The sequence below is a fragment of the Mycobacterium sp. NGS49 genome (genome assembly GCF_059812565.1).
In genome coordinates this window covers 17571-37123 of sequence record NZ_JCALCX010000024.1, presented here as the reverse complement: position 1 = coordinate 37123, position 19553 = coordinate 17571, and the positions used below count along the sequence as shown (strand labels likewise).

The 19553-nt window shown below is 68.4% G+C and carries 16 protein-coding genes; 12 read left to right on the top strand and 4 right to left on the bottom strand.

What is annotated here, in order from left to right; translation table 11 throughout:
* Positions 1-61: 61 nt before the first annotated feature.
* From eccA to eccE, 11 genes are all read left to right on the top strand, one after another.
* Positions 62-1924, top strand: a complete 1863-nt coding sequence (gene eccA / locus AC5Y7D_RS22535) for a type VII secretion AAA-ATPase EccA (protein ID WP_499927951.1) — start codon at positions 62-64, stop codon at positions 1922-1924.
* Positions 1921-3528, top strand: coding sequence for a type VII secretion protein EccB (gene eccB / locus AC5Y7D_RS22530; RefSeq protein ID WP_499927853.1), 1608 nt, complete (start codon positions 1921-1923; stop codon positions 3526-3528). The genes eccA and eccB overlap by 4 nt, the downstream gene beginning before the upstream one ends.
* Positions 3525-7538 carry a type VII secretion protein EccCa gene (gene eccCa, locus AC5Y7D_RS22525; RefSeq protein WP_499927851.1) on the top strand — a complete coding sequence of 1338 codons (4014 nt, stop codon included), beginning with the start codon at positions 3525-3527 and terminating at the stop codon, positions 7536-7538. The genes eccB and eccCa overlap by 4 nt, the downstream gene beginning before the upstream one ends.
* Positions 7535-7843 (top strand): PE family protein, encoded by a 309-nt coding sequence (locus tag AC5Y7D_RS22520; RefSeq protein WP_499927849.1) that lies wholly within the window; start codon positions 7535-7537, stop codon positions 7841-7843. Before eccCa ends, AC5Y7D_RS22520 begins: the two co-directional genes overlap by 4 nt.
* Entirely contained in the window at positions 7843-9381 is a 1539-nt protein-coding gene (locus tag AC5Y7D_RS22515) for a PPE domain-containing protein (RefSeq protein WP_499927847.1), read from the top strand. The genes AC5Y7D_RS22520 and AC5Y7D_RS22515 overlap by 1 nt, the downstream gene beginning before the upstream one ends.
* 45 nt (positions 9382-9426) lie before the next feature.
* Positions 9427-9720: a type VII secretion system protein EsxG gene (esxG, locus tag AC5Y7D_RS22510; RefSeq protein WP_499927845.1), complete on the top strand. Its 294-nt coding sequence runs from the start codon at positions 9427-9429 to the stop codon at positions 9718-9720.
* Between the two features lie 26 nt (positions 9721-9746).
* Positions 9747-10037 (top strand): WXG100 family type VII secretion target, encoded by a 291-nt coding sequence (locus AC5Y7D_RS22505; protein WP_499927844.1) that lies wholly within the window; start codon positions 9747-9749, stop codon positions 10035-10037.
* A 10-nt stretch (positions 10038-10047) separates the two neighbouring features.
* Positions 10048-10914, top strand: a complete 867-nt coding sequence (locus AC5Y7D_RS22500; protein WP_499927842.1) for an ESX secretion-associated protein EspG — start codon at positions 10048-10050, stop codon at positions 10912-10914.
* Between the two features lie 79 nt (positions 10915-10993).
* Positions 10994-12394, top strand: a complete 1401-nt coding sequence (eccD, locus tag AC5Y7D_RS22495) for a type VII secretion integral membrane protein EccD (RefSeq protein WP_499927949.1) — start codon at positions 10994-10996, stop codon at positions 12392-12394.
* The gene (gene mycP, locus AC5Y7D_RS22490) at positions 12391-13803 is read left to right on the top strand and encodes a type VII secretion-associated serine protease mycosin (protein ID WP_499927840.1); all 1413 of its coding nucleotides are present in this window, start codon (positions 12391-12393) and stop codon (positions 13801-13803) included. Before eccD ends, mycP begins: the two co-directional genes overlap by 4 nt.
* The gene (gene eccE, locus AC5Y7D_RS22485) at positions 13800-14777 is read left to right on the top strand and encodes a type VII secretion protein EccE (RefSeq protein ID WP_499927838.1); all 978 of its coding nucleotides are present in this window, start codon (positions 13800-13802) and stop codon (positions 14775-14777) included. Before mycP ends, eccE begins: the two co-directional genes overlap by 4 nt.
* Here eccE and AC5Y7D_RS22480 read toward each other — a convergent pair.
* The gene (locus tag AC5Y7D_RS22480; protein WP_499927836.1) at positions 14770-15987 is read right to left on the bottom strand and encodes an alpha/beta hydrolase family protein; all 1218 of its coding nucleotides are present in this window, start codon (positions 15985-15987) and stop codon (positions 14770-14772) included. The genes eccE and AC5Y7D_RS22480 overlap by 8 nt on opposite strands.
* A 164-nt stretch (positions 15988-16151) precedes the next feature.
* Here AC5Y7D_RS22480 and AC5Y7D_RS22475 point away from each other — a divergent pair, with 164 nt between their 5' ends.
* A complete protein-coding gene (locus tag AC5Y7D_RS22475; RefSeq protein ID WP_499927834.1) occupies positions 16152-16934 on the top strand; it encodes a trans-aconitate 2-methyltransferase in 783 nt (260 codons plus the stop codon).
* On the opposite strand, the gene AC5Y7D_RS22470 is transcribed toward AC5Y7D_RS22475, so the two are convergent.
* The 3 genes from AC5Y7D_RS22470 to AC5Y7D_RS22460 are packed head-to-tail and all read right to left on the bottom strand — an operon-like array spanning position 16923 to position 19514.
* Positions 16923-18338 (bottom strand): sulfatase family protein, encoded by a 1416-nt coding sequence (locus AC5Y7D_RS22470; RefSeq protein ID WP_499927832.1) that lies wholly within the window; start codon positions 18336-18338, stop codon positions 16923-16925. The genes AC5Y7D_RS22475 and AC5Y7D_RS22470 overlap by 12 nt on opposite strands.
* Positions 18339-19007 (bottom strand): 5,6-dimethylbenzimidazole synthase, encoded by a 669-nt coding sequence (gene bluB, locus AC5Y7D_RS22465; protein ID WP_499927830.1) that lies wholly within the window; start codon positions 19005-19007, stop codon positions 18339-18341.
* Between the two features lie 24 nt (positions 19008-19031).
* The gene (locus AC5Y7D_RS22460) at positions 19032-19514 is read right to left on the bottom strand and encodes a hypothetical protein (protein WP_499927828.1); all 483 of its coding nucleotides are present in this window, start codon (positions 19512-19514) and stop codon (positions 19032-19034) included.
* Positions 19515-19553: the final 39 nt, after the last annotated feature.

Genomic DNA, 19553 nt, shown 5'->3' with positions numbered 1-19553 from the left:
TGTGGCTAACCTCAGGCGGAATTCGCCTATGGCGATCTTGACTTCAGGAGACGGCGGGGGCGTGGAACGCGGTGACGGCAGTGTTGCGGGCATGTTGGCGGCTCAACCGCGCGCAGCCCGGACAGACGGCAGGGTAGACGGCGACGTTGTCAGCAGGTTTGCCACCTGCTGTCGCGCCCTGGGCATCGCGGTCTACGAACGGCAGCGTCCCGCGGACCTGCATGCGGCACGCTCGGGCTTCAGCGCACTGACCCGCATCGCCCATGACCAGTGCGACGCGTGGACCGGGCTGGCGGCAGCCGGGGACACCTCCAAGCACGTGCTGGAACAGGTGTCGCGGACGGCCGCCACGGCCGGCATATTGCAGCGCCAGGTCGAACTGGTGCCGGGGGCGCTCGGGTTCCGGTACGACACCGGCTTGTATCTGCAGTTCCGCGCCGCCACGCCCGACGACTTCCACCTCGCCTACGCCGCCGCGCTCGCCTCGGAACGCCAGTTCGCGCTGGCCGACGAGATCGTGCGAAGAATCAGCGAGCGCCGGCCCAAGCTGCGTGAAGCCCGCTGGATCTCCGTCGTGGTCAACTATCGCGCCGAGCGCTGGTCGGACGTCGTCAAGCTGTTGACCCCGATCGTCAACGATCCCGACCTCGACGAGGCCTTCGCGCACGCAGTGAAGATCACCCTCGGCACCGCGCTGGCCCGGTTGGGCATGTTTGCTCCGGCGTTGTCCTACCTGGAAGAGCCGGAAGGTCCGATCGCCGTCGCCGCGGTCGACGGCGCGTTAGCCAAAGCCCTCGCACTGCGCGCGCACGTGGACGAGGAAGCGGCCAGCGAGGTACTGCACGAACTTTACGCGGCCAATCCGGAGAACGAAGAGATCGAGCAGGCACTGTCCGACCCGAGTTTCGGAATGGTCACCACCACCGCGGCGCGCATCGAGGCGCGCATCGATCCGTGGAATCCCGAAACCGAGCCCAGTGACGCCGATTTCGTCGACCCAGGCGCCCGCGAGCGCAAGGCGGCGCTGCTGGCCGAGGCAGAGGTCCAGCTCAACGACTTCATCGGCCTGGAAGAGGTCAAGAACCAGGTCTCCCGGCTCAAGAGTTCCGTCGCGATGGCGGTGCTGCGTCAGCAGCGCGGGCTTACCGTCGCCCAGCGCACCCACCACTTGGTGTTTGCCGGACCGCCCGGAACGGGCAAGACGACCATCGCCCGCGTCGTCGCCAAGATCTATTGCGGGCTGGGTTTGCTGAAGCGAGAGAACATCCGCGAGGTGCACCGCGCGGACCTGATCGGGCAGCACATCGGTGAGACCGAGGCCAAGACGAACGCGATCATCGACAGCGCCCTGGACGGCGTGCTGTTCCTCGACGAGGCATATGCGCTGGTGGCTACCGGAGCCAAGAACGACTTCGGGTTGGTGGCGATCGACACCCTGCTGGCACGCATGGAGAACGACCGCGACCGGTTGGTGGTCATCATCGCCGGATACCGCGCCGACCTCGACAAGTTCCTCGACACCAACGAGGGTCTGCGCTCCCGGTTCACCCGCAGCATCGACTTCCCGTCCTACCAGCCGGCGGAACTGGTGGAGATCGCGAACCTGATGGCGCAACAACGCGACAGCCTGTTCGAGCAGGCCGCGCTCGACAGCATGCAGAAGCTGTTCACCCACCTGGCGCAGACATCATCACCGGACAGCAACGGAATCGACCGGCGCAGCCTGGACATCGCGGGCAACGGCCGATTCGTCCGCAACATCGTCGAGCGGTCGGAGGAGGAGCGGGAGTTCCGGCTTGACCACTCCGAACAGGCCGGTACGGGCGACTTCACCGATGAGGACCTGATGACAATCACCGCCCAAGACGTCAGTAACACGGTGGCCCCGCTGCTGCGCGGTCTCGGACTGTCGGTGCCGGCATGAGCAAGAGCGAGTATGAAGACGAGGAGGCACGGCGTTCCTTCACCTCCCGGACGCCGGTCAACGAGAACCCCGACCAGGTGCACTACCGGCGGGGCTTCGTCACCCGCCACCAGGTGACCGGGTGGCGGTTCGTCATGCGCCGCATCGCCTCCGGAATCGCGTTGCACGACACCAGAATGCTGGTCGACCCGCTGCGCACCCAGTCGCGTTCGGTGTTGATGGGCGTGCTGCTGTTGATCACCGGGTTGCTCGGCTGTTTCGTTTTCTCGTTGATCCGGCCCAACGGGCAGGTGGGCAACAACACGGTGCTGGCCGACCGCTCCACCGCAGCGCTGTACGTACGCGTGGGTGACCAGTTGCACCCGGTGCTCAACCTCACCTCGGCCCGTCTGATCGCCGGCCAGCCGGTCAATCCGACCACCGTGAAAAGCACTGAGCTGGATCGGTTTCCGCGTGGCAACCTGATCGGCATCCCGGGTGCCCCGGAGCGCATGGTGCAGAACACCGCGCGCGATGCCGACTGGACGGTGTGCGACGCCGTCAGCGGGCAGCCCGGGCGCGGGGCGCGCAGCACCGGCGTGACCGTCATCGCCGGACGGCCCGACAATGCGGGTGCCCGCGCCGCCGCAATCGGGTCCGGCCAGGTGATCCTGGTCGACGCCGGACCTTCCGGGGGCAACGGCACCTGGGTGCTGTGGGACGGGAAGCGCAGCCGGATCGACCTGGCCGACCACGCCGTCACCAACGCACTGGGGCTGGGGGCCGACGTGCCCGCACCGCGGCCGATCGCGGCGGGCCTGTTCAACGCGATCCCGGAATCCCCGCCGCTGGCCGCGCCGCCCATCCCCAACGCGGGCAGCCCGGCCGGTTTTGCCGTGCCCGCGCCGATCGGCGGCGTAGTGGTGTCGTACGCATTGGGTAGGGATGCGCCAGGAGGCTCGCTCTATTACGCGGTGCTGCCCGACGGGCTGCAGCCGATCTCGCCGGTGCTGGCCGCGATCCTGCGCAATACGAACTCCTATGGGCTGCAACAACCTCCGCGCCTGGGCGCGGATGACATCGCGAAACTGCCGGCGTCGCGGATGCTGGACACCGGCAGTTATCCCGCCCAGCCGGTCACCCTGGTGAACGCGGCCAGCAATCCGATCACCTGCGCGTTCTGGAGCAAACCCGCCGGGGCCGCCACCAGCTCGCTGAGCCTGCTGTCCGGGTCGGCGCTGCCGGTGCGCGACGGCCTGCGCACCGTCGAATTGGTCGGCGGCGGAGCCAAAGTCGCGATTGCGCCCGGCTCCGGATACTTCACCCAGACCGTCGGCGGAGGTCCGGCGGCGCCGGCCACCGGGTCGTTGTTCTGGGTCTCCGACACCGGGGTGCGCTACGGCATCGACAACGAGTCCGACGGCCGCTCGGGAGCCACCGGTCGCAGCAAAGCGGTTGAGGCCCTTGGTCTCGCGTCGCCGCCGCTCGGCATCCCGTGGTCCATCCTGTCCTTGTTCGCACCCGGTCCGACACTGTCGCGCGCCGATGCGCTGTTGGCGCATGACGGCCTGCCGCCCGACAGCCGGCCGGGCCACCCGGTGACCGCCGAAGGGGAGCCCCGATGAGCAGACTGATCTTCGAGGCCCGTCGGCGGCTGACGCCGCCGAGTGCCCGTAAGGGCACCATCACCATCGAGGCGCCACCGGAACTGCCCCGGGCGATCCCGCCGTCGCTGTTCCGGCGCGCGATGCCGTACCTGATCGGCATTCTGATCGTCGGCATGATCGTGGCGTTGTTCGCCACCGGCATGAAGGTGATCTCCCCGCAGACGCTGTTCTTCCCGTTCGTGCTGCTGCTGGCCGCCACCGCGCTCTACCGGGGCAACGACAACAAGATGCGCACCGAGGAAGTCGACGCCGAACGCGCCGACTATCTGCGCTACCTGTCAGTGGTGCGGGACAACATCCGGGCCCAGGCGGCAGAGCAGCGCGAGGCGGCGCAGTGGTCGCATCCCGAGCCGCAGACCCTGGCCGCGGTGCCCGGTTCGCGTCGACAGTGGGAGCGCGACCCGCACGATCCCGACTTCCTGGTGGTGCGGGCCGGCCGCCACTCGGCGCCGCTGGCCACCGCGCTGCGGGTCAACGACACCGCCGACGAGATCGACCTGGAACCGGTGTCGCACAGTGCATTACGGAGCCTGCTCGACACCCAGCGGACCGTCCGCGACATCCCGACGGGAATCGACCTGACCAAGGTGTCCCGAATCACCGTGCTGGGAGACGCCGAGCAGGCACGCGCAGCGGTGCGGGCCTGGATCGCGCAAGCGGTGACCTGGCACGACCCTACGGTGCTCGGTGTGGCGCTGGCCAGCGCCGACCTGGAGTGCGAAGACTGGTCATGGCTGAAATGGCTGCCGCACGTAGACATTCCGGGTCAGCTCGACGGTGTCGGACCGGCGCGCTACCTGACCGAGGATGCCGACCGACTGGCAGATCTGCTCGCGCCCGCGCTGGACGACCGCCCGGCGTTCACCGGCCGCCCGGTGGATGCGTTGCGGCACTTGCTGATCGTGGTGGACGACCCCGACTATGACCTGAACGTTTCGACGCTCGCGTCGGGACGCGCGGGTGTCACGGTCGTGCACTTCTCCGACACGGCGCCGCACCGGGAGCAGTACTCCGACCCGGAGAAGCCGATTCTGCGGATCGCCGGCGGCGCCATCGAGCGGTGGCAGACCGGCGGATGGCAACCTTACATCGACGTCGCCGACGAATTCGGTACGCGCGAGGCCGCGCATCTGGCGCGGCGGCTGTCGCGCTGGGACTCGAATCCGACGCACACCGGTCTGCGTTCAGCGGCCACCCGCGGCGCGAATTTCACCACGCTGCTGGGCATCCCGGACGCGTCCCGGCTGGATGTGCCCGCGTTGTGGGCACCGCGAAATCGGGACGACGAGTTGCGCGTCCCGATCGGCGTCACCGCCACCGGTGAACCGCTGATGTTCGACCTGAAGGACGAGGCCGAGGGCGGGATGGGTCCGCACGGCCTGATGATCGGTATGACGGGTTCGGGCAAGTCGCAAACCCTGATGTCGATTCTGTTGTCGCTGTTGACCACTCACTCCGCGGATCGGCTGATCGTCATCTACGCCGACTTCAAGGGCGAGGCCGGGGCCGACAGCTTCCGCAACTTCCCGCAGGTCGTCGCCGTGATCTCGAACATGGCCGAGAAGAAGTCGCTGGCCGACCGATTCGCCGACACGCTGCGCGGCGAGGTGGCCCGGCGCGAGATGCTGCTGCGCGACGCCGGCCGCAGGGTGCAGGGCAGCGCCTTCAACTCGGTGACCGAGTACGAGAACGCCATTGCAAATGGGCACGACCTGGCGCCCATACCAACACTTTTCGTGGTAGCCGACGAGTTCACCCTGATGCTCGCCGACCATCCGGAATATGCGGAGCTGTTCGACTATGTGGCGCGCAAAGGCCGCTCTTTCCGGATCCACATCCTGTTCGCCTCCCAGACGCTGGACGTCGGCAAGATCAAGGACATCGACAAGAACACCTCCTACCGGATCGGTCTGAAGGTGGCCAGCCCCAGCGTGTCACGCCAGATCATCGGCGTGGAGGACGCCTACCACATCGAATCGGGCAAGGAGCACAAGGGCATCGGGTTCCTGGTGCCGGCACCGGGTGCGGCCCCGATCAAGTTCCGGTCCACCTACGTCGACGGCATCTACGAACCGCCGCAGACGGCGAAAACCATGGTGATGCAGTCTATTCCGGAGCCCAAGCTGTTCCCCGCCGGTGCGGTGGAGCCCGATCCGGGCACCGTGATCTCCGGTGACGGCCAGGACGAGCCGATCGGACCGCCGCGCAAGCTGATCGCCACCATCGGCCAGCAACTTGCGGGCTATGGGCCGCGGGCGCCGCAGCTGTGGTTGCCACCGCTGGACGAGCCGATCCCGCTCACCGCGGCGCTGGCGCGGGCGGGTGTGCCGGCCCGGCAGTGGCGGTGGCCGCTCGGTGAGGTCGACAAGCCGTTCGAGATGCGCCGCGACCCGTTGGTGTTCGACGCCACGTCGGCGGCCGGCAACATGGTGATTCACGGTGGTGCCAAGTCCGGCAAATCGACGGCGCTGCAGACGTTCATCATGTCGGCCGCCAGCCTGCACTCGCCCCGCGACGTCACGTTCTACTGCCTGGACTACGGCGGCGGACAGCTGCGTGCCCTGGAAGGATTGGCGCACGTCGGCAGCGTCTCCTCCGCCCTGGAACCCGAACGCATCCGCCGCACGTTCGGTGAGCTGGAACAGCTGCTGCTGTCCCGCCAGCGGCGGGGGGCCTTCCGCGACGGGCGGACCAACGGCCACGGCAACGGCTCCGCGGGATCCACGCCCGCCGATGACGGCTTCGGCGAGGTTTTCCTGGTCATCGACAACCTGTACGGGTTCGGGCGGGACAACGTCGACCAGTTCAACACTCGAAACCCGTTGCTGGCGAAGGTGACTGAGCTTGTCAATGTCGGGCTTGCCTATGGCATCCACGTGGTCATCACCACGCCCAGCTGGCTGGAGGTGCCGCTGGCGATGCGCGACGGACTGGGGCTGCGCCTCGAGCTCAGATTGCACGACGCGCGCGACAGCAACGTGCGGGTGGTGGGCGCGCTACACCGTCCGGCCGATGCCGTTCCGCCCGACCAGCCGGGCCGCGGGTTGACCATGGCCGCCCAGCATTTCCTGTTCGCCCAGCCGGAGCTGGACCAGATCCCGGCGATCAACGCGCGTTACCCGGGCCAGACGGCGCCGCCGGTGCGGTTGCTGCCCACCAACCTGGGGCCGGAGGCGGTCGGCCCGCTGTATCGGGGTCCGGAACAGATCGACCAAGTTGTTCTAGGCCAGCGCGAAGAAGATTTGGCGCCGGTGGTACACGATTTCGCCGAGAACCCGCTGCTGATGGTGTTCGGCGACAGCAAGTCCGGCAAGACCACCTTGCTGCGGCACATCATCCGCACCATCCGGGAGAATTCGACCGCCGACACGGTCGCCTTCACCGTGCTCGACCGCCGGTTGCACCTGGTCGACGAGCCGCTGTTCCCGGACAACGAGTACACGGCCAACATCGACCGGATCACCCCGGCGATGCTGGGCTTGGCGAACATCATCGAGTCGCGTCGGCCGCCCGCCGGAATGTCGCCGGCCGAGCTGTCGCGCTGGACCTTTGGCGGTCACACCCACTACCTGATCATCGACGACGTCGACCAGCTTCCGGATTCGGCAGCAACCAGCGGGCCCTACGCCGGGCAGCGCCCGTGGACCCCGCTGATCGGCCTGCTGGGTCAGGCAGCTGATCTGGGATTGCGGGTTATCGTCACCGGCCGGGCGTCGGGATCGGCGCACGGGCTGATGACCAACCCGCTGCTGCGCAGGTTCAACGACCTGCAAGCCACCACGTTGATGCTGGCCGGCAACCCGCAGGACAGCGGCAAGATCCGCGGCCAGCGGTTCAGCCGGCTGCCGGCCGGCCGCGGAATCTTGTTGTCCGACAGCGACACCCCGACATTCGTGCAGTTGGTCAATCCGATGGTCGGTGCGGCCGCGTTATTTGGTGATACGCAACAGGAGGGAAGTCAGTCATGACGTTGCGAGTGGTTCCGGAGGGACTGGCCGCTGCCAGCGCCGCTGTCGAGGCGCTGACGGCGAGACTGGCTGCAGCGCACGCCAGTGCGGCGCCGTTGATCACCGCGGTCGTTCCGCCTGCGGCCGACCCGGTGTCGTTGCAGACCGCCGCCGGCTTCAGCGCGCAGGGCCAGGAGCACACCGCGGTTGCCGCCCAGGGTGTCGAAGAACTGGGGCGGGCCGGCGTCGGCGTCGCCGATGCCGGAGCCAGCTACCTCGCCGGTGACGCGGCGGCCGCTGCGACCTACGGGGTGGCGGGCGGCTGATGAGCTCCCCCCTGGGGCCCATCTGGGTGGCTTCGCCGCCGGAGGTGCATTCGGCACTGCTGAGCAGTGGACCGGGTCCGGCGTCGCTTTTGGCGGCCGCCGGGGCCTGGAGCGCGCTCAGCGCCGAATATGCCTCGGCGGCAGCGGAACTGGATGGGCTGCTGGGGGCGGTTGCGGCCGGCTCGTGGCAGGGGCCGAGCGCCGCGCGGTATGTGGCCGCGCATCAGCCCTACGTGGCCTGGCTCACGCAGACCAGTGCTGACGCCGCGGTGACGGCTGCCCGGCTCAACACGGCGGCCGCGGCCTACGGCACCGCCCTGGCGGCGATGCCGACGTTGGCGGAGCTGGCGGCCAATCACCTGCTGCACGGTGTCCTGGTAGCGACGAATTTCTTCGGTATCAACACCATTCCCATCGCGCTCAACGAAGCCGATTATCTGCGGATGTGGTTGCAGGCCGCCGCGACCATGGCCCTCTATCAGGCGGCCACCGGCGCGGCACTGGCATCGGCGCCGCGTACCAACCCCGCCCCCGCGGTGCTGAATCCCGGCGGCGAGGCCGGCGGCTGGACGGCCACTGCGGCCGCAGCGGATCCGTGGCAGTGGCTGGTGCAACTACTGCAGCAGCTGTACAACGCCTACACCGGCTTCTACTCCTGGATGCTGCAGGAGATTGCGACGTTCCTGCAGGACCCGATCGGCAACACGATCAAAATCATCATCGCCTTCCTCACCAATCCCGAAGCGGCGATCATCACCTACGGCCCATTGCTGTTCGCGCTGGCCTACCAGGTGTTCTTCAACCTCGTGGGTTGGCCGACCTGGGCCTTGATCCTGAGTTCGCCGTTCCTGCTGCCGGTCGCGCTCAGCCTGGGGCTGAGCGCCACGGCGCTGCTGCCCACTGCCGCGCCGGTCGTGCTTCCGGCCGTCGCGGCGCCGCTGGCGCTGGTCGGTACCAGTGCCCACGCCGCGTGGCCGGTCGCCGGGATGGCGCCGACGACCGGCAGCGTCGCCGGCGCCCCGGCCGGATCGGCCGCCGCCGGCACCAGTGCGGGCGCGCCCGCGACGCCGGCCCCTGCCACCTCCAGTTTCGCGCCGTATGTCGTTGGGGTGGGCGGTGATTGGGGACCTAGCTGCGGACCAACGGTCGGTGGCCGCAGCGGCGCCAAGGCGCCCGCGGCAACCATTCCCGCGGCCGGCGCGGCCGCGGTGAGCAGTGCGGCGGCGCGGGCGAAGCGGCGCCGGCGCGCTCCGCTGCACGACCACAGCGACGAGTATCTGGATATGGATTCCGGCAATCCCGACGCACCGGAGCCATTCGAGGGCGGTACCCAGGCTTCCGGGCGCGGTGGCGGAACGTTCGGATTCGCCGGGACGCTGCCCGCCGAGACGCTGTTGCCGGCGGCCGGGCTGACGGCCCTGGCCGGCGACGATTTCGGTGGGGGTCCGCGGATGCCGATGGTGCCCGGGACCTGGGAGCGGGGCCGAGAGGAAGGGGTAGCCGGAAGTCAGCGAGAAGACTTGCCGAGCAGTCGGTGACGGAATTCCGATTCGAATGAATCACGTAGGTGGAAAGGAAAAGTTGTGAGTTTGTTGGATGCTCATATTCCGCAATTGGTGTCCTCGCAGTCGGCGTTCGGCGCCAAGGCGGGATTGATGCGGCACACGATCGGTCAGGCCGAGCAGGCGGCGATGTCCGCACAGGCGTTCCATCAGGGCGAGTCCTCGGCCGCGTTTCAAGCCGCGCACGCCCGCTTCGTGGAGGTAGCGGCCCGGGTCAACACCCTGTTGGACATCGCGCAGGCCAACCTCGGTGAGGCTGCCGGCACGTATGTGGCTGCCGACGCGGCGGCCGCCTCGTCCTACACCGGTTTCTGAGCCGGTTCGTCCAGAGAGGATTTCTCATGTCGCAGATCATGTACAACTACCCGGCCATGCTCGCCCACGCCGGCGATATGTCCGGCTACGCGGGCACGCTGCAGGGCCTGGGTGCCGACATCTCGGCCGAGCAGGCCGCGCTGCAGAATGCCTGGCAGGGCGACACCGGGGTGACGTACCAGGCCTGGCAGGTGCAGTGGAACCAAGCCATGGAGGACCTGGTGCGCGCCTACCAGGCGATGGCCAGCACCCACGAGGCCAACACCATGTCGATGATGGCCCGCGACCAGGCCGAAGCCGCCAAGTGGGGCGGTTAGTCCCAACTAGATGGACGCTACGCCCAACGCCGTCGAGCTGACGGTCGATCAGGCGTGGTTCATTGCCGAAAGTGTTGGGGCGGGCAATTTTCCCTGGGTGCTCGCCATCACCACGCCCTATCGGGACGCCGCGCAACGAACTGCCTTTTTCGACCGTCAGCGCGACGAGCTGACCCGGATGGGGGTGGTCGCACCGCAAGACGGTGCGATCAACCCCGCGATCGCCGACTGGATCAAGGTGGTCTGCTTCCCGGACCGTTGGCTCGACCTGCGATACGTCGGCCCCGGCTCGGTCACCGGCGCCGATGACATGTTGCGCGGCATCGTCGCCCAGCGTGCCGGTGTGACCGTGGTGGCGCTGCGCAGCGCACAATTGGTCACGTTCACGGTGATGGACATCGACGACCCGCGGGCGCTGGTTCCGGTGCTGGGCGTCGGACTGATGCAACGCCCCCCGGCCCGGTTCGAGGCGTTCACCATGCCGACCCGCGTCGGGGCCCGCGCCGACGAGCGGCTGCGGTCCGGCGCGCCGCTTGCGGAAGTCCTTGACTTTCTGGGCGTCCCGGCCTCCGCACGGTCGGTGGTGGAGTCGGTGTTCTCCGGCCCGCGCAGCTATGTCGAGGTGGTCGCCGGCTGCAACCGGGACGGCACGCACACCACCACCGAAGTCGGGTTGAGCATCGTCGACGCCACCGCCGGGCGGGTGCTGGTCAGTCCCTCCCGGGCCTTCGACGGCGAATGGGTTTCGACCTTCAGTCCCGGCACGCCCTTCGCGACCGCGGTCGCGATCGAGCACCTCACGTCCTTGTTGCCGGACGGGGAATGGTTCCCCGACCACCGGTTATCGCGAGACTTCTCTACCCAGACAAACGCATAAGTAGCAAGCAGAAAGAGAGCACGATGTTTCAGCAACGACCCCGGCAACCCCGGTGGGTTCAGTGACGTCCGGCACCGTCATGCCGATCGTCCGCGTCGCCATTCTCGCGGACAGCCGGTTGACGGAGATGGCACTGCCGGCCGAGTTGCCGCTGCGCGAAATCCTTCCTGCGGTCCAGCGTTTGGTGGTTCCCGCCGGCCGCAACGGTGAAGACGCTGACGGCAGCGCGGCCGCTCCCTACCTGAGCCTGGCGCCCATCGGGGGCGCGCCGTTCAGCCTGGACGCCAGCCTGGACACCGTCGGCGTGGTCGACGGGGATCTGCTCGCCCTGCAGCCGGTGCCGACGGGGCCCGCCGCGCCCGGCATCGTCGAGGACATCGCCGACGCCGCCATGATCTTCTCGTCGTCACGGCGCAATCCCTGGGGCCCGAAGCACATTCAGCGCGGCGCGCTGGCCGCGGTGATCGGCGTGGCGCTGTTGGCGACCGGTTTGTCGGTTGCCCACCGGGTGGTCACCGGAGCGCTGGCCGGTTTGGTGGCGGCCGGCGTCATCGCGGCCCTGGTTGCCATCACCGGCCTGCTGAGCACCGGTCGCTCGCCGCGTACCGGGATGGCCTTGTCGATCGCCGCTCTGGTGCCCATTGCGGCGGCGCTGGCACTGGCGGTACCGGGTCGGTTCGGGGCCGCACAGGTGCTGCTGGCCGCGGCCGGCGTCGCCGCCTGGTCGCTGATCGCCCTGATCGTCCCGAGTGTGGAACGCGAGCGCGCCGTCGGATTCTTCACCGCAACGGCGGTGGTGGGGCTCACCGTCGCGCTGGCGGCGGGTGCCGAATTACTCTGGCAGCCAACGCTACTGACCCTGGGCTGCGGGCTGATCGTGGCCGCGCTGTTGATCACCATCCAGGCCGCTCAACTCTCTGCGCTGTGGGCGCGGTTCCCGCTGCCGGTCATTCCGGCGCCCGGCGATCCCACACCGTCCGCACCGTCGTTGCGGGTGCTCGAGGACCTGCCCCGACGGGTGCGGGTCAGCGACGCCCACCAGAACGGGTTCATCGCCGCGGCCGTGCTACTGAGTGTGCTCGGATCGGTGGCCATCGCGTTGCGACCCGAGACGCTCAGCGTTGCGGGCTGGTACGTGGTGGTAGCGACCTCGCTGGCCGCCACACTAAGGGCGCGGGTGTGGGATTCGGCAGCATGCAAGGCGTGGCTGCTGGCGCAGCCGTTCCTGGTGGCCGGGGTGCTGCTGGTGTTCTATGCCGCGACGGGGCGTTTCGTGGGTGCCTTCGTCGCGGGACTGGTGCTGGTCGTCCTCGCGCTGGCGTGGATCGTGGTGGCGCTGAACTCGTCGATCGCCTCGCCGGACAGCTACGCACTGCCGCTGCGCCGGTTGCTGGGCTTTGTCGCGGCCGGCCTGGACGCTTCGCTGATCCCGGTGATGGCGTTCCTGGTCGGCTTGTTCGCCTGGGTGCTCAATCGATGAGACGTGCCGCTGCACTCGGTTGCTGCACTGCGGTTCTGGCGTTGCTGCAGGCTCCGGTGATCGCGACTGCCCCGTCGGCGTCGGCGATCAGCCCGCCGGTGGTGGATGCCGGGGCCCAGCCGCCGAGTGGGACGCCGGGGCCGGTGCAGGCGATGGAGCAGCGCGGCCCGTGCAGCGTCTCCGGCGTCATCCCGGGCAGCGATCCGGGCACGCCGACCGCCAGCCAATCCATGTTGAATCTGACTGACGCCTGGCAGTTTTCCCGCGGTGAAGGCCAAGTGGTGGCCATCATCGACACCGGGGTGCAGCCGGGTCCGCGTCTGAACAATGTCGATGCCGGCGGTGACTTCGTAGATTCCACCGACGGGCTGACCGACTGCGACGGGCACGGCACCCTGGTCGCCGGTATCGTCGCCGGCCAGCCCGGTGACGACGGCTTCTCCGGCGTGGCGCCCGCGGCGCGCCTGCTGTCGCTGCGGGTCACTTCCGCCAAGTTCTCGCCGCGCACCCCGGGCGGCGACCCGACGCTGGCGCGAGCGGCCATCGACATCGAGGCGCTGGCCCGGGCCATCGTGCACGCGGCCGACCGCGGCGCCCGGGTGATCAACATCTCCGCGATCACGTGCCTGCCGGCCGACCGCAGCGTCGATCAGGCGGCGCTGGGGGCGGCGATCAGGTATGCGGCCGTGGACCGGGACGCGGTGATCGTGGCGGCCGCGGGCAACAGCGGCCCGACCGGATCGGTGGCCGGTGGCACCTCGTGCGACTCCAACCCGCTGACCGATATGAGCCGGCCCAGTGACCCACGCAACTGGGCGGGCGTCACGTCGGTCTCGGTGCCGTCGTGGTGGCAGCCCTACGTGCTGTCGGTGGCCTCGGTCGCGTCAGACGGCCGGCCCTCGAGATTCACCATGGCCGGTCCGTGGGTGGGCATCGCGGCACCCGGGGAGAACATCGCGTCGGTGAGCAACGCCGACGGCGGTGCCCTGGCCAACGGCCTGCCCGACGACCACCAGCAACAGATCCCGCTCAGCGGCACCAGTTACGCGGCCGGCTACGTCTCCGGCGTGGCGGCGCTGGTCCGCTCCAAGTATCCGGAGCTGCCGGCCGCCGAGGTGGTGCGCCGCCTGACCGCGACCGCACAGAACGGCCCCCGGGATCCGTCCAACGTCGTCGGGGCCGGCACCCTGGATGCGGTCGCGGCATTGACCTGGCAACTGCCGTCCGCGCCCGGCGGGACCCCGCCCCCGCCATCGGTGCGGCCGGTCACCCTCCCGCCGCCGGCGGCGGCCAAGGACACCACACCACGCAATGTCGCACTGGCCGGAGCCGGCGTGCTGACACTGCTCGTCATCATCACCGCAGCGACGGTGGCGGTAGTGCGCCGCCGGAAGGAGTCCACCCCGTGAGCCGCTCGATTCCCAAACCGGGGGCCGCCAGGGTCACCCTGGCGCTGCTGGCCGTGGTGCCCGCCGCCTTAGCCTATTCCGGGGCCTACCCCTGGCAGTCCACCCGTGCCTACTGGTTGCTGGGTAGCGCCGCCGTGACGGTGATCCTGTTGTTCGGCTGGTGGCGCGGGCTGCACTTCACCACAATCCTCGGCCGGCGCCTGGCAATCATCCGCCGTGGCGGACGGCCGGCGCCCGAGCCCGACGCGAAGACCCGCACCACCGCGCTGCTGCGGCTGGGACCGGCGGCGCCGGACGCCGGCCCGTTGCCGTTGCCGTTGATTGCCCGTTACCTCAACTGCTACGGCATCCGCGCCGACAGCATCCGGATCACCAGTCGCGCCGTCGCCGGCGGTGCCTGCGAGACGTGGATCGGGCTGACGGTGTCGGCCGTCGAGAACCTCGCCGCGCTACAGGCCCGCTCGTCCCGGATTCCGTTGCACGAGACGGCCGAGGTCGCCGCCCGCCGGCTCGCCGATCATCTGCGTGAGATCGGCTTCGACGCCAATATCGTTGACCCTGAGCAGGTTCCGGAAGTGCTTGCTTTCGAATCCAAGGCGGCCCGCGAAACCTGGCGCTCGGTGCAGCAGGGTGACTCGGATTATGTTGCGGCGTACCGGATCACTCCCGATTCCGCATTGCCAGAGACGCTGGCCGCGGTTCGGGCGCAGCAGGCCGGCGAAATCTGGACGGCGCTCGAGATCGCCGACTCGGGTGGGCGCCACACGCTCGCCGCCGCCTGCGCGTTGCACACCGATGCCGCGCCGGGCAGCGCGGCACCGGTAGCCGGGCTGATACTCGAGCGGGGAAATCAGCGCCCGGCTCTGCAGGCGCTGGATCCGCTGTCCACCAGGCGACTCGACGGGCACGCGCAGGCGCCGGTGGACCTGCTCGAAAGGCTGAACTGGCCGACCGCCGTGGCGGTGGTCAGTTGAACATGAACTGATGCAGGAATGGCGTCATCCGGCGTAGGTAGTCCAATTGGCTTACGTGCAGGACGTGGCTGCCGGGGAACCAGTGCAGCGCGCACCGGTCCCAGTGCTCCCACAGGGCCACCGCGTGCTGCGGCGGGGCCATCCGGTCGCCCAGCCCGGTGATGATCATCCGGCGCTCCTTGGACAGCAGCGGCCGGTAGTTCAACGGACCGTGATAGGCCAGCGCGGCCTGCAACTCCTCGTTGCTGATGCTGGTCAGCCATCTGCCGAACTTGATGAAGGTGCTCGCCGGAAACCACTCGTCGAACAGGTCACCGGGCGTGATGACGGGGCAGTTCGGGATGACGGCTTCCAGTCGGTCGTCGACGGAGGCGATCAGCGCCGCGGTGTACCCACCCAGCGAAAGTCCCGTCAGCGCAATCTTTTCCACACCGGTGCCGTGCAGATAATCCACCACGGACCGGAAGTCGTGCACCGCTTGGGCCATCGCCTCGGCGAAACCACTCAACCCATTGGCGAAGAACCCGAAACCGCTGAAGGGTGAGCACTTTTCGGCTCGCTTCCCATGAAAGGGCAACGTGTACAACAACACGTCATAACCGGACCGGAAGTACCACGGCAGCGAAAAGAACAGGCCGTTGAACAGGTAGGAAGAGCCCATGAAGCCGTGGATCACGCACAGTGTGGGCCGCGGCCCGTCATCGTGGCGCCAATGTTGGGCACGCACCACATTGTTGGCAGTCAACGCACTCCACCGCTTGCGTATCGCCGGGTTGATCGCCCGGAAACTGCTGGGGAACGAGATGTTGTCGATGGTGGCCAGTGCGACTCGCTGGGCGATTGGACTGGCCTGCCGGGACACCTTCTCGGGTGGCTCGAGCGGAGCCGGAAAGGACTTGCGCGGATCTTTCTCGGCGCCGAGTTCGGCGTAGAACCTGAGCTTGTCGCGCTCGCTGCCGGAATCGCCGCGGCGCAGATTGCTGTTGACGACCACCGGTGCCACCGTGGCGGCCAGCAGTGCCGACGCGGTGGTGCGCAGCGCGACATCGCTGATGGCCGAGGCTTCCACCACGAGGCGCTGCCGGGCCGAAAGGGCCGAGCGGGCGGGCAGTCCCTCGGCGCCGACATCGCCGCCGGGTACGTCGGGAACGAGCGCCGGTGGAATGATCGGAGCGGCAGCGTCGCCGGCCAGGTCCGAAATCTCAGACATCTCCTCGATGTTAACGCGCACTTCGGGACGAAAGCCGGGCGTTTGGACACGATCGTCAATATTTTTCAGACCGTGGCCGCGCATTCTGGGCGAGTCCGGTAATACGGTTTGTTTATGACACCCGACGGACCAAACCACTGCAGGTGTCGATCAGGAGGACCGAAATGTGGGATCCGGACGTCTACCTGGCTTTTGCGGCTCATCGCAGCCGTCCGTTCTACGACCTGCTGTCGCGGGTGGGGGCCGACCGGGCGCGCCGCGTGGTCGACCTGGGTTGCGGCCCCGGTCACCTGACCCGGTACCTGGCCAAGCGCTGGCCGCAAGCGGTGATCGAGGCCATCGACAGTTCACCGGAGATGGTTGCCGCGGCCCGCGAACGCGGGATCGACGCCGTCACCGGCGACTTGCGCAACTGGAAGCCGCAACCGGACACCGACGTCGTGGTCAGCAACGCGGCGTTGCACTGGGTGCCCGAACACTCCGACCTGCTGCTCAAGTGGGTCGGACAGCTGCCCGGCGGGTCGTGGATCGCCGTGCAGATCCCCGGCAACTTCGACACGCCGTCGCATGCCGCCGTGCGCGCGCTGGCCCGCCGGGAGCCGTACGCGAAGATCATGCGCGACATACCGTTTCGGGTGGGTGCGGTGGTGCATCCGCCCAACCACTACGCCGACCTGCTGCTGGACGCCGGCTGCCGGGTCGACGCGTGGGAGACCACCTATCTGCACCAGCTCTCCGGCGAGAACCCGGTGCTCGAGTGGATCACCGGCACGGCGCTGGTGCCGGTGCGTGAGCGCCTCGACGACGACGGTTTCGACCAATTCCGCCAGGAGCTGATCCCGCTGCTCGACGACGCCTATCCGGCCCGCGCCGACGGCACGACCATCTTCCCGTTCCGGCGGCTGTTCATCGTGGCGCAGGTCGGCGGGCGCCGGTCAACTGGTTAGGCCGGGCTCGACCTCGTCTTCGATACCGCGGTCCACGGCGATGGCGGAGCGGCTGGTCGGTGTCGAGCGATGGATCTGCAGATAGGTTTCGGTGTATCGCACCGAGATCCGGGTGCCGGCGAACTCCGAAGGGATCACATCTCCGGTGCGCTGACGCCAGTCATGGAGCCGTACGGCAAGATCTGCCGCGACGGAGTCAGCGTCCCGGTTGGGCACCGTGTCACCGAGCAGATTCCTGGTCTCGGTCGGGTCGGTGCGCAGATCGTAGAGTTCGCGCGGCGGCCTGAGCGCGGTGACGAAGGGTGCGACGGCCATTCCGGACGGGCTCTCCTCGATGTCCCACGGTAGGTCCAGCAGCGGCCGCGGCACGTAGTTCTCGATGTAGCTGTAGTCCTTGGTGCGGATCGCCCGAATCGGGTCGAACGAGTCGTGGTAGGTCTTCGTGGTGTATACGTGATCGCGCACCGGGGCGATCGCCTCGGGTGCGAACAGCGCATCGGCGTGCGAGACGCCGTCGACGTCGTCAGGCACCTCGACACCCAGCAATCCGAGCAGGGTGGGCAGCAGATCGACGCCGCTGAACAACTCGTCGTAGACAGACGGCGGGACGCCGAGGCCGGCGGGCGGCCGGATGATCAGCGCTATGCCGGTTCCCGCGTCGTACAACGTGGACTTGGCCCGGGGAAACGCCGGACCGTGATCGGTGAAGAACACCACCCAGGTGCTGGCGTCCAGCCCCGTCTCGGACAGGGTGTCCAGAATCCGGCCGACGGCGGCGTCCGCAGTGGTGATGGACCCGTAGAAGTCGGCGAGGTCGCCGCGCACCTCGGGGGTGTCGGGCAGGTAGTCAGGGACGGCGACGGCCGCGCTGTCGGCGGGCTGGTAGCGATCGTGCGGATAGGGCCGGTGGGTTTCGAAGAAGCCTGCGGTCAGCAGGAATGGTTGTCCGGACGGCTCACCGGCTTGCAGAGTGGGCCAGTCCTGCAGCCACTCCTGGACCCTCTCCACCACGTACTCGCAGTACGAGTTCGACACGTCGAACTCGTCGAACCCCAGCCGCTTGGGATAGGACGTCTCGTGTTGCATGCCGAAAAGTGCTGAATACCAACCGGATTCACTCAGCAGCTGGGGCAGGGTGCGTACCCCGGTGCGGTATTCCCAACCGTGGTGGGCCAAGCCGAGCAGCCCGTTGCTCTGCGGGTAGCGCCCGGTGAACAGCGAGCCGCGTGAGGGCGAGCACAACGGTGCGGTGGCATGCGCCCGGGTGAACAGGATGCCCTCGGCGGCGAGGCGGTCCAGTCGTGGGCTCGACACGTCCGGGTGGCCGTAGGCACCGAGGTAACGGCCGAGGTCGTGCCAGTGCACGAGCAGGACATTCTGCGCAGCTGTTCCCGCGTCACCCATTCACACCGTCCTTTCGCTCTGAGGAGTCTGCCATTGATTCTCCGAGACGAAGTCCGGCAGCGGTCGCGCCGACGTCCAGCCGTCCAATTCCAGTGCCGGGCGGTCCGGGAAGTCCGGCACCGGACCCACGCACAGAATCGCCACCGGCTCGGCACCGGCCGGCATCCCCAGTAAGGACGCCAACCGGTCCGGGTCGAACAGCGACACCCAGCCCACGCCCAGGCCCTCGCACCGCGCCGCCAGCCACAGGTTCTGGATCGCGCACGAGACCGACGCGAGATCCATCTGCGGGAGCGTGCGCCGGCCGAAGATGTGCGCCTCCCGGTTCTCGCACAGCGCCACCACCAGCAACTCCGCGCACTCGAGCACGCCCTCGACTTTCAGGGCCAGAAACTCCGCCTCCCGCGGCCCCAGCGCTGCCCCGGTGAGAACGCGTTCGGCGTCGACGAGTGCGTGGATGCGCCGCCGTAGGTCCTGATCGGTGATCCGGATGAAGCGCCACGGCTGCATCAGTCCCACACTGGGCGCGGCGTGGGCGGCTTGCAGCAGTCGGGTCAGCACCTCGCCGGGAACCTCTGCGCCCGGCACGAAGCGGCGCATGTCGCGTCGCTGCGAGATGACGCGGTACACGGCGCGACGCTCGGCGGCGGTGTACGCGTGATCGGTCACCCGGTCATCGTAGAAACGTGGCCCTCACGGGCTGTACGTGACGCCCACCGCCCGGAAGACGTACTCCGGCGGCACATCGAAGGCCAGCGAGCGCCGCGGCAGCCGGGCCAGCAGTTCGTCGTCAATGGTGTCCTTGAAGTGCAGGGACAGGTGACCGTGGAACTTCTCGTCCACGGCGGCGGTGTCCAGATCGACCTGCAGTCCCGTCGCGGAGATCTCCGCGGTGGCCGCACCGCTTTCCGCCTCGTCCCATCGCACGTCCACGACGCGACCGGCCAGCTTGGGCACCACCGACAGTGTCGCGAGCACCCGCTCCTGCGTGAACACCAGCGATCCCACATAGCTGGCGATGCTGCCCTGCGAGCGCAGGCCCGGAATGGAGCCGCTGAACCGCCTGGTGACGGCGACGAATTCGGCGAGGTGAATGATGCCCTCGGCTTCCATCTGGGCGTGCAGATCCGCGGGCAACTTACCGACACCGAACAACTTGCGAAGAATCACCGCCATCTCGCCAGTATGGGGCGGTTTGGCGTTCGGTGCACCAAG

Excerpts from the sequence above, each read along its gene's own strand:
- eccB (WP_499927853.1), top strand. The coding sequence starts at position 1,921 with ATGAGCAAGAGCGAGTATGAAGACGAGGAGGCACGGCGTTCCTTCACC.
- eccCa (WP_499927851.1), top strand. The coding sequence starts at position 3,525 with ATGAGCAGACTGATCTTCGAGGCCCGTCGGCGGCTGACGCCGCCGAGT.
- AC5Y7D_RS22520 (WP_499927849.1), top strand. The coding sequence starts at position 7,535 with ATGACGTTGCGAGTGGTTCCGGAGGGACTGGCCGCTGCCAGCGCCGCT.
- AC5Y7D_RS22515 (WP_499927847.1), top strand. The coding sequence starts at position 7,843 with ATGAGCTCCCCCCTGGGGCCCATCTGGGTGGCTTCGCCGCCGGAGGTG.
- AC5Y7D_RS22505 (WP_499927844.1), top strand. The coding sequence starts at position 9,747 with ATGTCGCAGATCATGTACAACTACCCGGCCATGCTCGCCCACGCCGGC.
- AC5Y7D_RS22500 (WP_499927842.1), top strand. The coding sequence starts at position 10,048 with ATGGACGCTACGCCCAACGCCGTCGAGCTGACGGTCGATCAGGCGTGG.
- eccD (WP_499927949.1), top strand. The coding sequence starts at position 10,994 with ATGCCGATCGTCCGCGTCGCCATTCTCGCGGACAGCCGGTTGACGGAG.
- mycP (WP_499927840.1), top strand. The coding sequence starts at position 12,391 with ATGAGACGTGCCGCTGCACTCGGTTGCTGCACTGCGGTTCTGGCGTTG.
- AC5Y7D_RS22480 (WP_499927836.1), bottom strand. The coding sequence starts at position 15,987 with ATGTCTGAGATTTCGGACCTGGCCGGCGACGCTGCCGCTCCGATCATT.
- AC5Y7D_RS22475 (WP_499927834.1), top strand. The coding sequence starts at position 16,152 with ATGTGGGATCCGGACGTCTACCTGGCTTTTGCGGCTCATCGCAGCCGT.
- AC5Y7D_RS22470 (WP_499927832.1), bottom strand. The coding sequence starts at position 18,338 with ATGGGTGACGCGGGAACAGCTGCGCAGAATGTCCTGCTCGTGCACTGG.
- AC5Y7D_RS22460 (WP_499927828.1), bottom strand. The coding sequence starts at position 19,514 with ATGGCGGTGATTCTTCGCAAGTTGTTCGGTGTCGGTAAGTTGCCCGCG.